Source organism: Acidovorax sp. GW101-3H11 (genome assembly GCF_001633105.1).
In the GTDB taxonomy this organism is placed as follows: Bacteria; Pseudomonadota; Gammaproteobacteria; order Burkholderiales; family Burkholderiaceae_C; genus Acidovorax.
Genome location: NZ_LUKZ01000009.1, coordinates 440233 through 454973 on the forward strand (window position 1 = coordinate 440233; position 14741 = coordinate 454973).

Sequence of the window (14741 nt, forward strand, 5' to 3'; positions counted from 1 at the left end):
GCGATCCCGAGAGGCCACACCCCTGCGCACCCTACACCGGCCGGTTCCGCTGCCACCCCGCAGGCGGCTGCCACCCCGGCGTCCAGCCGATGAAGTCCTCCAGAGGCATGGGCCGGGCGATGCAGTAGCCCTGGGCCTGGGTGCAGCCCAGCTGCAGCAGCATCTGGCCTTGTTCCACGGTTTCCACGCCTTCCGCGATCACACGGTAGCCGAACGAGCGGGCCAGGCCGATCACGCCCTGCACGATGGCCAGGTCGCCGGGGTCGCCCATCATGCCGTGCACAAAGCTCTGGTCGATCTTGAGCGTGTCCATGGGCAGACGGCGCAGGTAGGTGAGGGACGAGTAGCCCGTGCCAAAGTCGTCCAGCGACACGGTCACGCCCATGGCGCGCAGCTCGGTCAGGGTGGCGGCCACGGCCGACAGGTCGTACAGCGCGGCGCTTTCGGTGATCTCGATCTCGACCAGGTGCGTGGGCACCTTGGGGTGGCGCGCCAGGCACTGGGCCATCCAGGGGGCAAAGCCGGGCTGCTGCAGGTGCTGGGCGGCGATGTTGATGCTCAGCGGCATGGGCAGGCCCCGGTCCTGCAACTGCTCGAGCACCGTGAGCGCGGCCTCGGCCACCCATTCACCAAAACCGATCTCCAGCTCGGTGCCCTGCAGCAGCGGCAGGAACTCGCCCGGCGGCACCAGGCCCCGCTCGGGGTGTTGCCAGCGCGAGAGCACCTCGGCGCCCACCACGGTGCCGCTGCGCATGTCCACCTTGGGCTGCAGGTACAGCGTGAACTGGGCGTCGGCCAGCGCGTCGCGCAGGTGGCGGCCCTGGGCGCGCCGCAGCTGTACCGAGCGCTCCTGCTCCGCATCGAACTGGTGAAAACGGTTGCGCCCGGCCTGTTTGGCGGCGTACATGGCCTGGTCGGCATGGCGCAGCAGGGTGTCGGCATCGGCGTCGTCCTGCGGGAACACGGTGTAGCCAATGCTGGCGGTGACGACCACCCGCTCGGCATCCAGCGTGTAGGGGGCCGAGATGCTTTCCATCACGCGTTCGAGCAGGCGTTCGCAGTCGCTGACCGAGCCCAGCCCGGGCATGAGGATCACGAACTCGTCGCCGCCCAGGCGGGCCACGCAGTCCAGCCCCCGCAGCGCCCGCGTGAGACGGCCTGCCACCACCACCAGCAGGCGGTCGCCCGCGCCATGGCCCAGGCGGTCGTTCACGGGCTTGAAGCCATCCAGGTCGAGGTAGGCCACGCCCAGCTGGGTGCCGTTCTCGCGGGCCAGGTCCATGCTTTCCTGCAGCTTGCGCGCCAGCAGCACGCGGTTGGGCAGGCCGGTGAGGGCGTCAAACAGCGCCAGCCGCTGCAGCATCACCTCTTGCTCGCGCTGGGGGGTCACGTCGATGGCCACGCCCAGCATGCGGGCGGGGTTGCCCTGGCTGTCAAACCCCACAATCTTGCCCAGGTTGCGCACCCAGCGGGTGGCTTCGCCGGGCGGGTTCACGCGCCAGGTGGCGTCAAACGGGGTGCCGGGGTTGGTGGTGTGGCGCGCCAGCTCGGCGTGGATGCGTTCGATGTCGTCGGCCGCAACGGCGTTGGCCCACTGCACCGACAAAGGCGTGTTGCCGGGGGCCTCCAGGCCGCGCATGGCGCGCCAGCGGCTGTCGCCCGTGACCAGGCCGGTCTGCAGGTTCCAGTCCCACCGCCCCAGCGACGCGGCCGAGAAGGTGAGCGACAGCAGCTCTTCGCGCTCGCGCACCTGTTCTTCCTCGCGCTTGCGGTCGGTGATGTCGTGCACCGAGAACAGCCAGCAGGGTTCGCCGTCGAACTCGGTCGCGCGCATGGACTGCAGCACCGTGCGGGGCGGGCCGCCGCGCACGTTCAGCATCATTTCGTGGTCGCTGACCTGGCCGCTGGCGTCCACCTGGTCGATGAGGCGCTGGCGTTCTTCGGCCGTGAAGATGCCCAGCTCGATGCCCGTGCGGCCAATGGCCTCGTTGCGCGGGATGCCCAGCATCTCGACCCAGGCGGGGTTGATGTCCACATACAGGCCGTTGCTGCGCCGGGACAGGCCCATGGGGTAGGGCATGAGGTGGAAGATGCGCGAGAAGCGCTCTTCGGACTGGCGCAGGCGCTGCTCGGCGCGTTTGGCCTCGTCGATGTCCTGCATCACACCGCGCACGCGCACCACGCGGCCGTTTTCGATCACGGGCTCGCCGCGCGCACGCATCCACAGCAGGTGGCCGTCGGCGTGCTGCACCTCCATCTCCATGCTCCAGGCCGTGCGCGAGCGCAGGCTCTGGCGGAATTTTTCGCGCAGCGCCTCGCGGTAGGCGGGGGCCACATGGCGGTCGATGTAGTCGCTGGGCGGGGGCTGGCTGGGGTCCAGGCCATGGATGTCAAAACACATCTCCGACCAGTACACCAGCCCCTTGCCGCGCTCGTCCTCCCAGGCGCCCAGGCGGGCCAGGCGGCCGGCCTGCTGCAGCTGGTTGTAAAGCGCCCGAAGTTCGTCGCTGGTGCGTTGGGCTTCGGTCATGTCATGGAAAACGAAAACAAAGCAGTTTTCGCCATCCACAAGCACGGAGCGTGCCGACATCAGCCCCGGGATGCGCACGCCGTTGCTCTGCGCCATCAGCGGCAGGCGGTCCACCTTGCCGTCGCGCTTGAAGGCTTCGATGAGCCGCTTGCGCTCCTGCTCGGTGGCCCAGATCTGCAGCTCGGTCGAGGTGCGCCCGATCACCTCCTCGCGCGGGCGGCCCAGCACCTCGCAAAAGGCCGGGTTCACGTCCACATAGCGGCCGTCCGAGATGCGCGAGATGCCCGCCGGGTCGGGCAGCGTCTGGTAGAAGGTGGTGTATTTGGCTTCGGACGAGCGCAGCGCGTCCTCGGCCGCGCGGTGGGCGGTGATGTCCACGTCCATGCCGATCATTGCCGTGGGGCGGCCCTGTGCGTCGCGGCGCGACACGGTGCCGCGCGACATCAGCCAGCGCCAGCGGCCTTCCGTGTCCCGCACGCGGAACTCGGCCTCGTAGCTTTCCTCCAGCCCGTCCATGGCACTCGCCAGCTTGGCGGCATTGCGCTTGGCGTCGGCCGGGTGGCGCCGGGCATACCAGCGTGTCCACAGGTCGGGCGCGTCGGCGTCGGCCTGGGTGATGCCGTAGGCCTCATAAAAGTGGCCGTCGCAGCGGAAGCGGCGCTCCAGCACATCCCATTGCCAGTGCCCGCCGCCCAGCGAGTCGAGGGCCAGGCGCAATTGTTGTTCGCGCTCTGCCAGCGTGCGATGGGCCTGCTCCAGCGCCACCACCGACTGCGCCTTGCCCACCAGCAGCTGCCGGCCCGTGCCCAGAATGAGCATGCCCGCGCCGTGGTACCAGGGCAGCTGCCGCAGCCAGTCGATGGCCGGGCCAGGCAGCGGGGCGCCGCCCGTGGCCACCAGGCACAGCGAGACCACGGGGGGCAGGGTGACCGCCATGCCCGCAATCGCCAGCCAGGGGTTGGCGCCGGGGCGGGTGTCCACCGTGCGCCACAGCGCGCCCAGGGCTGCCGCCCCCACCAGTGTGGCCAGGCCCGCCAGCCAGACGGCGCCTTCGCTCCAGACCATGGCCAGCAGTGCCAGGGCGGCCGTGATCACCGCCGCGATGGGCCCGAAATACAAGGTCATGAACGCGGTGGCCGTGGGGTAGGCCACCACTCCCAGCTCGGGCGCGTTCAGGTTCAGCACCACCAGCACCAGGGCCGACACCACGCCGCCGGTCACGCCAACCAGCACCTGCGTGCGGCGGGAGGGGGTCAGGATTTCGGTCGGTTGCAGGTGCGCGAGCACCAGCACCATCAGGAGCAGCAGCCCGCCAGCCAGCAGTGCGTTATGGGCCATGGTGGATGGCCCGCGCCAAAGAGAGCAGCGTTTGCTCAGGACAGGGGCGTGTGCTCAGCCCCCCGGGCAGGGCGCACAGGCACGCCTCCAACCCGGTGTCTCGCCACGGCACAGCCGTGGGGTATGAGCGTGAACCCGGCGCAGAAACCATGCACCGAGTTTAGGCGCGTTCGGCAGTGGTGGCGGGGACAGCGCGCCCCCTGATAAGCCCGGTTGACAACATCGTGCCGCACACAATTACCAGGGCGCAGCCAATCATCCAGGGCGTGATGGTTTCACCCAGGAACAGCGCGCCATACAGCACCGCAAACACCGGCGTGATGAAGGTCACGGCCAGGGCGCGACTGGGGCCTGCGCTGGCAATGAGGCGGAAGTACAGGATGTAGGCAATGCCGGTGCACAACACGGCAATCGCCACGATGGCACCCCAGGCGCGCAGCCCGGGCATCTGCGCGGGCCACAGCCATAGCGTGGGCAGCGCCAGGCCCAGCGCCGCACCCAGCTGGCTGCCGGTGGCCGTGGCCAGGGGCGGGATGCCTGTGAGGTGGCGCCGCGCAAAACTGGCCGACAGCCCATAGAACGCCGAGGCCAGCAGGCAGGCGCCGATCGCCCAGGCGGCACTGTCGGTCTTGAAGCCCGTGCCCGCAGGCGCGCGCCAGGCCAGCAGGGCCACGCCCACAAACCCCAGCGCCAGCCCCACCCAGCGCAGCCGGTTGATGCGGTCGCCCAGCCAGAGCCAGGCCACCAGGGCGCCAAACAACGGCACCGTGGCGTTCAGGATGGAGGCCAGCCCGGTCTGGATGTGCAACACGGCCCAACCGAACAGCGCGAAGGGGATGGCGGAGTTGATGATGCCCGCCAGCATGATGGGCCGCCAATGCTGGCGAAACGCCGGGTAGTCGCCCTGGCGCAGCATGATCGGCCACAGAAAGACAGCAGCCAGCCCCACGCGCAGGCCCACCATGGGCAGGGGCCCGAACTCCGAGGCGCCCATGCGCATGAACAGAAACGAGGCGCCCCACAGCGCCGCCAGCAGGATGAATTCAGCGATCCAACTGGAGACGGGCTGTTGGCCGGGTGGGGTCATGGGGCGCCTTTCGCTTTTTCCTTGTCGTGGCTGTGGGAGAGCAGGGATGCCTGGGCCGACGCCCGCGCATTCTCCAGCGCCAGCAGGGCGGCCTTGCGGTCCAGCCCGCCAGCGTAACCGGTCAGGCTGCCATCGGCACCCAGCACGCGGTGGCAGGGCACGACCACGGAGAGCGGGTTGCGCCCCACGGCCGCGCCCACGGCCCGCACGGCGCGGGGGCGGCCCAGGTGCTGGCTCAGCTCGCCATAGCTGCGCGTGGCGCCCCGGCCAATGGCCAGCAGGGCCTGCCAGACTTCTTGCTGGAACGGCGTGCCGCCCGACAGGTCCAGCGGCAGGTCAAAGCCGTCGCGTTCGCCGCGCAGGTACTGCTGCAGCTGGCCGGTGGCCACCTGCAGCAGCGGGTGGCCGTCCGCCTCGGCCCAGGCGCCGCCGCCATACAGCTGCGGGCTGGGCTCGTGGCGCTGGCCTTCGAACCAGATGCCGCACAGGCCGGTGGGCGAGGCGGCCAGGCGCACGGGCCCGAGGGCCGTGTCCGCGCGGGCTTGCACGGTGTGGGGGTGGTATTGCATGGCAGGTGTCTGTGTTTTATGAGTAAAAAATGGCCTCTGCGCGCAATGGGTAAGCGCTGATAGCTATTATTTTGATAGTAACTATGCCAGCGCAGCCCACGCGCGCAGCACGGCGTAGCTGCGCCAGGGGCGCCAGGGCTCGGAGGCTGCAGTGGCCGCACGGGCCGGGTTCTTCTGGCCCTGCACGCCCAGCGCCTTGTGCAGCGCCACGTCCCCGGCCGGGAAGGCGTCGGGCCAGCGCAGCACGCGCATGGCGATGTACTGCGCCGTCCAGTCGCCAATGCCCGGCAGCGCACACAGCGCCGCCGTGGTGCTGGCCACATCGGCGCCTGCGTGCAGGGCCAGGCCGCCACTGTCTACTGCGCGGGCCAGCGCCACGATGGCCGCCTGGCGCTGGCGCACGATGCCCAGCTGGCCCAGGGTGTCGCCGTCGGCCACGGCCAGCGTGGCGGCGGTGGGGAACAGGCGGTTCAGCTGGGGCCACGGTGTGTCGATGGGCTCGCCCAGCCGCTCCACCAGCCGCTGGCCCAGGGTGCGTGCGGCGGCCACGGTGATCTGCTGGCCCAGCACGGCGCGCACGGCCAGCTCGAAGCCGTCGAACGCACCGGGCACGCGCAGGCCGTCTCTGTTGGGGAAGGATGCGTGCAGCACGGCGTTGATGGCGGCCGGGTCGGCGTCCAGGTCGAGCATGGCGCGCACGCGGCGGATCACGAGCGGCAGCACGGGGTAGAGGCTGTCGCTGGTCTGCAGCAGCACCTGGTGGCGCGCCACGTCAAAACGGGCGCTGAACCAGCCGGTGGTCTCCTGGCCCAGGCCGGTGGCGCTGGCGGGAAGGCGCACGGTGCGGCGCAGCGTGGCCACTTCGGGCAGCACCCATTCCACGCCGTGGAACTGCCGCCGCTCAAAAAACGCCAGCAGCGCCGCCACATCAAACGGTGGCCGCCAGGCCAGGCGCAGCAGGGTGCTGCCGCCCTCGGGCGCTGCCGATGCGGCCGGGCTGGTGCCGCTGCGCCGCAGCTGGGTGGGGTTGAGCCCGTAGTGCCCTGCAAACGCCGCGTTGAAGCGCCGCACGCTGGCAAAGCCGCTGGCCAGCGCCACCTGCGTGACGGGCATGCGCGTGTCGGTGAGCAGCTGTTTGGCCGTCAGCAGGCGGCGGGTCTGCAGGTATTGCAGGGGCGATACGCCCAGGGCCGCCTCAAAAATGCGGCGCAGGTGCCGGTCGCTCACGCCCAGGCGCTCGGCCAGGCGGGCCACGGTGGCGCTGCCTTCGCCCGGTGCGGGGGGTGTGGGCCAGAGGTCGGGCGCATCCAGCAGGCGCACGGCCTGCTGCACCAGGATGCTGCTCGCGTCCTGCACCGACCACACCAGCGCCTGGGGCGCCAGCTCGGGCCGGCAGCGCAGGCAGGGGCGAAAACCCGCGTGTTCGGCCTGCGCGGCCAGCGCAAAAAAGCGGCAGTTCTCGCGCCGGGGGGCGCGCACGGCGCACACGGGGCGGCAGTAGATGCCGGTAGAAGTCACGGCCGTGAAGAAGTGCCCGTCAAAGCGCGCGTCCCGCGCCAGCACGGCCAGGTAGCGGCCCTCGTCCGAGGGGGTGTCGGCGCCGGGCGCAGCGGGCAGGGGAGGCAAGGTCATGGGCTGGATCATAGAGAGCGGGCCCGTCTGCACTGGCCGTTTTCGGACATGTGCCTGCGGGTGCTCCGGTGGGCTGGCCGGGGGAGGGCCGGGCAGGGGGCCCGCCTACAATGCAGCCGGCTCTTCAATACCCATTGCTAAAGGTCTTTCGACGTGCAACCGACGCCCGCCATTTTCAAAGCCTACGACATCCGTGGCATCGTGCCTTCCACCCTGAACGAAGAAGTCGCCCTGGGCCTGGGCCGGGCCTTTGGCACCGCCGCCCGCGCCGAGGGGCAGACCACGGTGGCCGTGGGGCGCGACGGGCGCCTGTCGGGCCCGGCCATGTCGGCGGCGCTGATTCAGGGGCTGGTGGAGGCGGGCATCGAGGTCATCGACGTGGGCCTGGTGACCACGCCGCTTTTGTACTTTGCGGCCAGCACGCTGTGCAACAGCGGCATCCAGGTCACGGGCAGCCACAACCCCAAGGACTACAACGGCTTCAAGATGGTGCTGAACGGCCGCGCCATCTATGGCGAGGAGATCCAGGGCCTGCGCCGCACGATGGAGCAGGAAAGCTGGCAGCTGGCACCGGGTGGATCGGTGCGGCATGTGGATGTGCTGCCCACCTACCGCGAACGCATCGTGGGTGATGTGAAGCTGGCCCGCCCCATGAAGATCGTGGTGGACTGCGGCAACGGCATCGCGGGCGCGTCGGCCCCCGCCATCTTCCGGGCGCTGGGCTGCGAGGTGATCGAGCTGTTCTCCGAGGTGGACGGCAACTTCCCCAACCACCACCCCGACCCGAGCAAGCCCGAGAACCTGCGCGACCTGATCGACGCCCTGAAGGCCAGCGATGCCGAGCTGGGCTTGGCGTTTGACGGCGACGGCGACCGCCTGGGCATCGTCACCAAGGACGGCACCAACATCTTCCCCGACCGCCAGATGATGCTGTTTGCGCAAGATGTGCTCTCGCGCGTGCCCGGCGGCGAGATCATCTTTGACGTGAAGTGCACCCAGCGCCTGGCGCCCGCCATTGCGGCCGCGGGCGGCGTGCCGGTTATGTTCAAGACCGGCCACTCGCTCATCAAGGCGCGCATGAAGGAGACCAACTCCCCGCTGGGCGGCGAAATGAGCGGCCACATCTTCTTCAAGGAGCGCTGGTACGGCTTTGACGACGGCACCTACGCGGGCTGCCGCCTGCTGGAGATCTTGAGCAAGTCCCAGGACCCCAGCGCCGTGCTCAACGCACTGCCCACCAGCTTCTCGACGCCCGAACTCAACGTGGCCTGCGCCGAGGGCGAACCGCATCGCCTCACGGCCGAGCTGCAGGCCCTGGCCGCAGGCCAGTTTGCCGCGCCCGCCACGGTGAGCACCATTGACGGCCTGCGGGTGGACTGGCCGGACGGTTTTGGCCTGATCCGCGCCAGCAACACCACGCCCGTGCTGGTGCTGCGCTTTGAGGGCCACACCCCCGAGGCACTGGCGCGCATCGAGGCCGCCATGCTGGCGCTGCTGCACCGGGTCTTGCCCGACGCCCATGTGGGCGCGGCCAGCCACTGAGCGCCCATCGACAACCCTTTTGTCTGCCACCTTCCTGACCGAGCTGCCCGCGTGAACAACCCCTCCGTGTCCACCCCCCTGCGCATCGCCGCTGCACAGTCGCCATCCGTCCCCGGGGACGTGGCGCGCAATGTGCTGACCCACCTGGCCTTTGTTCGGGTAGCGGCCAGCGAGGGCGTGCAGGTGCTGCTGTTCCCCGAGTTGTCGCTCACGTGCTACGAGCCCACAGTGCTGGCCGCCAACGTGCTGGACGCCAACCATGCGGCGCTGGCACCGCTGCGCCAGGCCGCACGCGAGCAGGGCATGGCCATTGTGGTCGGCGGGCCCGCCGCTCCCGTGCAGGCAGGCGCCTTGCCAGCCATCGGCGCCTGGGTGCTGGCGCCCGATGGCAGCGTGGCGCTGTACCGCAAACGGCACCTGCATGCCAGCGAAGAGCGTTTTGCCAGCGCGGGCACCCACGACGCGCAGGTGCACCTGCTTGCGGGCGAGCCCACGGGCATGGCGGTGTGTGCCGACATCACCCACCCAGAACACGCCCGTGCCGCACATGGCGCGGGCGCCGCGCTGTATGCGGCCGGGGCTTTGATCAGCCACCAGGGCTATGGCCCTGAGTCGGCATTGTTGCAGGGCTATGCGCGCGACCACGCCATGGCCGTGCTGCTGGCCAACTACAGCGGGCCCTCCGGCGGTTATGTCAGCGCAGGCCGCAGCGCGGTCTGGGAGCCCGGTGGCCGCTGTGTGGTGGCGGCCGAGGGCGACGCGCCGTGCATCGTCTGGGCCGCACGGGGCGACAGCGGCTGGAGCGGCGGCGTGGTGGCCGTGGACCTCCAGCACCTCGCCGTGGCATGAACCCCGCCCGCGCCCTGTATTCGGTGGTGACCTGGGGCGCCCAGCCCCTGCTGCGCCGCAAGCTGCGCCGCCGCGCCAGGGCCGAGCCAGGCTACGGCGTGGCCATTGGCGAGCGGTTTGGCCGCTATCCCGCGCCCATCGACAGCCTGATGATGCACAGCAGCTCCGACCCGCTGGGCCGGTTTGTGTGGATCCACGCGGTATCGCTGGGCGAAACGCGGGCCGCCGCCATCTTGCTGGCCGCGCTGCGCGAGCAGCTGCCCGGCATGCGCCTGCTGCTCACCCATGGCACGGCCACCGGCCGGGCCGAGGGCGAAAAACTGCTGCTGCCCGGCGACGTGCAGGTGTGGCAGCCCTGGGACACGCCCGGCGCCGTGGCGCGGTTTCTGCGCAAGTTCCGCCCGGCCATCGGCATCCTGATGGAGACCGAGGTCTGGCCCAACCTGGTGGCCGGTTGCCGCAAGCGGGGCGTGCCGCTGGTGCTGGCGAATGCGCGGCTCAACGCCAAGTCCCTGCGCAACGCCCAGCGCCTGGCCGCGCTGGCGCGGCCCGCCTACAGCAACCTGGCCGCCGTGTGGGCCCAGACCGAAGGCGATGCCCAGCGGCTGCGCGCCATCGGCGCACGGGTGGCAGGCGTGTTCGGCAACCTCAAGTTCGACGTGGTGCCCGACGCCGCCCAGCTGGCGCAGGGCCGCAGCTGGCGCGCACAGGCGCAGCGCCCCGTGGTCATGCTGGCCAGCAGCCGCGAGGGCGAAGAGGCGCTGTGGCTGGAAAATTTGAGGTCAAAATCGGCCTCTGCGCGCGTCCAGCTTGCCCAAGCAGCTATCAATAGTGAAGCGCTTCCCGCAGAGCCTGCGGCGCGCACTGCGCAACCCGTTCAGTGGCTCATCGTGCCGCGCCACCCGCAGCGGTTTGACGAGGTGCACCAGCTGCTGCTGCAGGCAGGCCTCACCGTGTCCCGCCGCAGCACCTGGACGGGCGCGCCCGACGCCGCTGACGTGTGGCTGGGCGACTCGCTGGGCGAGATGGCGCTGTACTACGGCCTGGCCCATGTGGCCATGCTGGGCGGCAGCTTTGCCCCGCTGGGCGGGCAGAACCTCATCGAAGCCGCCGCCTGCGGCTGCCCGGTGGTGCTGGGGCCCCACACCTTCAACTTTGCCGAGGCTGCCGAGCTGGCCTGCGCCGCTGGCGCCGCGCAGCGTGTGCCCGACATGGCCGCAGGCATCGCCCAGGCTACAGGCCTGGCCCTGAACCCGGCCGCCCACGCGGCGGCCAGCGAGCGCGCCAGCCGCTTTTCCACCGCCCACCGGGGGGCCGCGCAGGCCACGGCACAGGCCGTGCTGGGCCTGGTGCAGCGCCGGTGAGGGGTTGGCGCCCTCAAGCGCCGACTTGTGTTGATCAATAGATGACAAACAGCGTCCGACCCTAAGCACAAAACAAGCCGCAACCGCTACGATGGTGTGAAACAACTGTATCTGGCGGTGTCCTGTGGTTCCTGTTCACGACCTGGGCGTTGCGGCACTCGCGATTCTGGGCGTGGCGTTCCTGATCGGCTGGAGCAGTGCGCGCCTGAACCAGGCCACGCTACTCTGGGGCATTGCCCACCTGTCGCTGGCCGGGGCCACCTTCACTGGCTACCGCTACCACCTGCAGCCTGAATCGCTGTGGCTGGGGGTGATGGCCACGCTGCTCACCGGCTTCTTCCTGGCCAGCCTGCACGGGGGCACCAACTTCCTCAGGGGCCGCATCATCGGCCCCGGCACCCTGATCGGGCGCAGCCTGGGGGTGGCGTTCCTGATCGCGGTGGTGGGCATCGGGGGCGACAAGCGCGCGGCCAGCATCCTGGTGCTGGGGCTGATGATGCTGGTGTACGGGGTGTCGGCCTATCTGTGCCTGCGCATGCACTACCGGCTGCTGGCGGCGGCGTTTTCCCTCAAGACGGCGGCCTTCCTGCTGTACTTTCTGGAGCCGTCCACCATCGGCACGCCGTTTCAAAACCCGGACATTCTGTCGGTGGGCTGGGTCTCCAGTGTGCTCCTGGGGCTGGTGCTGGTGGACGCAGCCATTGCGCAGACGCGGCAGCGGCTGTCCAACGTGATCAAGCACCTGCCCGACGCGCTGGTGGCCCGCAGGCTCGACGGCAAGATATTGTTCTGCAATGACCGGTTTGCCCAGCTGGCGGGTAGCGCGTCCCCCGCAGAGCTGGAGGGCCAGCAGGTGCCGCTGCTGACCCGGGAGCAGGAAGAGGCCGAGGCCATGTTCCGCAAGGTCAATGCCATGGTGCAGTCGGGCCCCATGGACGCGCCCATGCGCCTGGAGCGTGCTGTCACCCCCGCGCGGGGCGAGCCGTTCCCGGCCGAGATCATCTTCTCCAGCTACATGGACCTGGGCTACCCCGTCATCCTGGGCCTGATCCGCGACCTGAGCGAGCGCAAAAGGGGCGAGGAGGAGCGCCTGCACCAGGCCAACACCGACCAGCTGACCGGCTTGCCCAACCGCCGTTTTCTGGAGCAGCAGCTCGACGCCGTGCTCTGGATCGCGCACCGCCAGCACACGCAGTGCGCCGTGCTGCTCATCGATCTGGACCATTTCAAGAAGGTGAACGACACCCTGGGCCATGCATTTGGCGACGAGCTTCTGCGCGAAATTGCCCAGGCCCTGCAGGACCAACTCAGACCCGGCGACCTGCTGGCGCGCCTGAGCGGAGACGAGTTTGCGCTGGTGATGGCGGGGCTTCCGTCCCTCATGAGCATCCTTGAGGTGGAAGCCCGCGCGTTGGCGCTCCTGCAATTGATCCGGCGCCAGTTCAAGTCCGACGGTATGGACTACCAGATCGAGGCCAGCATCGGGGTTGCTTTTTCGACCAGGGAGGGGCTCTCGGCCCCTGTGCTGCTGCAGCGCGCCGAGGTGGCCATGTATGAATCCAAGGCGCGGGGGCGTGGGGGCTGGTGCTTTTTTGAATCCGATATGGACGAACGCCTGGCCGAATCCCTGCGGCTGGAATCGGCGTTGCGCCAGGCCGTGCCGCGCGGGGAGCTGCGCCTGCACTACCAGCCCATCTACAGCTGCAGCACCGGCCGCATGACCAAGGCCGAGGCGCTGGTGCGCTGGGAAAACCCGCAGCTCGGCTGGGTGCCGCCCGGGCGTTTCATCCCGGCGGCCGAGGAGTCCTCGCTCATCCTGGAAGTGGGCCAGTGGATTCTGGAAGAGGCGATCCGCCAGGCGGCGCAGTGGCGTGCGCAGTCGGGTTTGGCGCCGGTGATCAGCATCAATGTGTCGGTTCGGCAGTTTGCGCAGCCCGGGTTTGAGAGCCAGGTGTTTGCCCTGCTGGAGCGCTATGGCGTGCCCCCCGCAGGCATCGAGCTGGAGCTGACCGAGACCCTGCTGGCCAGCGACCAGGAGGACCTGCCCGCACTGCTGCACCGCCTGCACGACGCGGGGGTGGGGCTGTCGCTGGACGATTTCGGCACTGGCTACTCGTCGCTGAGCTACCTCTCACGCTTCAGCCTCAACACCGTCAAGATCGACCGCAGCTTTGTGATGGGGCTGCAGGAGAGCAGCCGCAACCATTCGCTGGTGCGCGCCATCATCTCGATGGCACACAGCCTGCACCTCAACGTGGTGGCCGAGGGCGTGGAAACCTGGCGCCAGTACGAAATCCTCAAGGCCGAGGGCTGCGACTACCTGCAGGGCTACCTGCTGGGGCGGCCCATGGCGGCCGACCAGCTGCGCGCGCACCCGCAGGTGCTGGCCGGGGAGGAGAGCAACATCCCCGACGCGGTGATCTGAGGGCTTACTTCACCAGCAGCGCGTTGATGGCTTCGACGTCCTGCTGCGTCAGCGTGCCCGCGGCCTGGCGCAGCTTGAGCGTGCCCAGCAGCACGTTGTAGCGCGCCTGGGCCAGGTCGCGCTTGGTCTGGAACAGCTGGCTCTGGGCATTGAGCACGTCGATGTTGATGCGCACGCCCACCTGGTAGCCAAGCTTGTTGGCGTCGAGCGCGCTCTGGCTGGAGGCCTCGGCCGCTTCAAGCGCCTGCACCTGCCCCTGGCCGGACTGCACGCCAAAGAAGGCGGCACGCGTGGCCTGGGCCACGTTGCGGCGCGTGGTTTCCAGGTCGGCCGTGGCTTTTTCTTCCAGGGCCAAGGTTTCCTTGACGCGGTTTTGCACTGCAAAACCCGCAAACAGCGGCAGGTTCAGCGCCACGCCCACGCTGGCGGCGTTGCTGCGGTTGGTCACGCCGGGGGCACTGATGGTGCCGTTGAGGTTGCGTGTGACGTTGTAGCCCGCCTGCAGGTCCACCGTCGGCAGGTGGCCGGTTTCGGCTTTTTTGGTTTCCAGCCGGGCGATGTCGAGCGCGATGGCGGCCTGGCGCACGCCGGGCTGCTGGTCGCGCGCGGTGTCCACCCAGGTGGCCACGTTGGCGGGTTGCACGCTGGGCAGCTGCAAGGGCAGGGCCAGGGGGCGCGGCTGGGTGCCGGTAATGCCCACGAGCTGGTCCAGCGCCAGGCGCTTCACGCGCAGATCGTTTTCGGCGGCGATCTCCTGCGCAATCACCAGGTCGTAGCGGGCCTGGGCTTCGCGGGAATCGGTGACGGTGGTGGTGCCCACCTCGAAATTGCGCTTGGCCGAGGCCAGTTGCTCCGACACGGCGGCTTTCTGGGCCTGCACAAAAGTCAGGGTGTCTTGCGCGGCCAGCACGTCAAAGTAGGCCTGGCTCACACGCACAAGCAGGTCTTGGGTGGCACCATCCAGCTGGGCCTGGGCCACGTCCACACCGCGCTGGCCTTGCTCCAGGTTGATGCGGTTGGCCGGGCGGTACAGCGGCTGCGAGGCATTGATGCCCACCGTCTGCGCCGTGCCGGTGTTTTCAATTTTGGGCCTGCTCAGCTCCACATTGCTGCGGGTCAGGCCCCCCGTGAGCGCCGCCGAGGGCAGCAGGCCCGCGCGGGCCTGGTCGGCCTTGCGGCCTGCGGCATCCAGCTGGGCGCGGGCCGACTGCCAGGCCGTGTCATAGGTGCGGGCCGATTCCACCAGCTCCAGCAGGCTCTGGGCCTGCGCCGGGGCAGTGAGCGCCGCGCCCAGTGCCAGGGACAGGAGGGACAGGGAAAGAGGCCGGAACGGTGTCATGTAGGTCCTTCGGAAGGGTCTGCGGTTCGATGGAAGATGCGAGCGAGCGGGGCGGTCGTGGGCTGT

General features: G+C 69.5%; 9 protein-coding genes. 4 read left to right on the forward strand and 5 right to left on the reverse strand.

From position 1 onward, the window contains the following. Positions 1 to 31: 31 nt before the first annotated feature. From A1D30_RS08050 to A1D30_RS08065, 4 genes are all read right to left on the reverse strand, one after another. Positions 32 to 3868, reverse strand: coding sequence for an EAL domain-containing protein (locus A1D30_RS08050; RefSeq protein WP_063460228.1), 3837 nt, complete (start codon positions 3866 to 3868; stop codon positions 32 to 34). 160 nt (positions 3869 to 4028) lie between these two features. Next, on the reverse strand, positions 4029 to 4955 hold the full coding sequence (locus A1D30_RS08055; protein ID WP_063460229.1) for a DMT family transporter: 927 nt from the start codon (positions 4953 to 4955) through the stop codon (positions 4029 to 4031). After that, entirely contained in the window at positions 4952 to 5524 is a 573-nt protein-coding gene (locus A1D30_RS08060) for a methylated-DNA--[protein]-cysteine S-methyltransferase (RefSeq protein ID WP_063460230.1), read from the reverse strand. Before A1D30_RS08060 ends, A1D30_RS08055 begins: the two co-directional genes overlap by 4 nt. An 81-nt stretch (positions 5525 to 5605) precedes the next feature. Then, positions 5606 to 7156: a DNA-3-methyladenine glycosylase 2 family protein gene (locus A1D30_RS08065; RefSeq protein ID WP_109790930.1), complete on the reverse strand. Its 1551-nt coding sequence runs from the start codon at positions 7154 to 7156 to the stop codon at positions 5606 to 5608. A gap of 153 nt (positions 7157 to 7309) precedes the next feature. Between A1D30_RS08065 and A1D30_RS08070 the strand changes: the two genes are divergently transcribed. From A1D30_RS08070 to A1D30_RS08085, 4 genes are all read left to right on the forward strand, one after another. After that, positions 7310 to 8698 carry a phosphomannomutase/phosphoglucomutase gene (locus tag A1D30_RS08070; RefSeq protein WP_063460232.1) on the forward strand — a complete coding sequence of 463 codons (1389 nt, stop codon included), beginning with the start codon at positions 7310 to 7312 and terminating at the stop codon, positions 8696 to 8698. Between the two features lie 51 nt (positions 8699 to 8749). After that, positions 8750 to 9547 (forward strand): carbon-nitrogen hydrolase family protein, encoded by a 798-nt coding sequence (locus tag A1D30_RS08075; RefSeq protein ID WP_109790908.1) that lies wholly within the window; start codon positions 8750 to 8752, stop codon positions 9545 to 9547. Beyond that, positions 9544 to 10911 carry a 3-deoxy-D-manno-octulosonic acid transferase gene (locus A1D30_RS08080; protein WP_063460233.1) on the forward strand — a complete coding sequence of 456 codons (1368 nt, stop codon included), beginning with the start codon at positions 9544 to 9546 and terminating at the stop codon, positions 10909 to 10911. The genes A1D30_RS08075 and A1D30_RS08080 overlap by 4 nt, the downstream gene beginning before the upstream one ends. A gap of 124 nt (positions 10912 to 11035) precedes the next feature. Next, positions 11036 to 13336, forward strand: coding sequence for an EAL domain-containing protein (locus A1D30_RS08085; protein ID WP_131798427.1), 2301 nt, complete (start codon positions 11036 to 11038; stop codon positions 13334 to 13336). Positions 13337 to 13340: 4 nt separating this feature from the next. Here A1D30_RS08085 and A1D30_RS08090 read toward each other — a convergent pair whose 3' ends face one another. Beyond that, positions 13341 to 14675, reverse strand: coding sequence for a TolC family outer membrane protein (locus tag A1D30_RS08090; RefSeq protein WP_063460234.1), 1335 nt, complete (start codon positions 14673 to 14675; stop codon positions 13341 to 13343). Between the last annotated feature and the right edge of the window lie 66 nt (positions 14676 to 14741).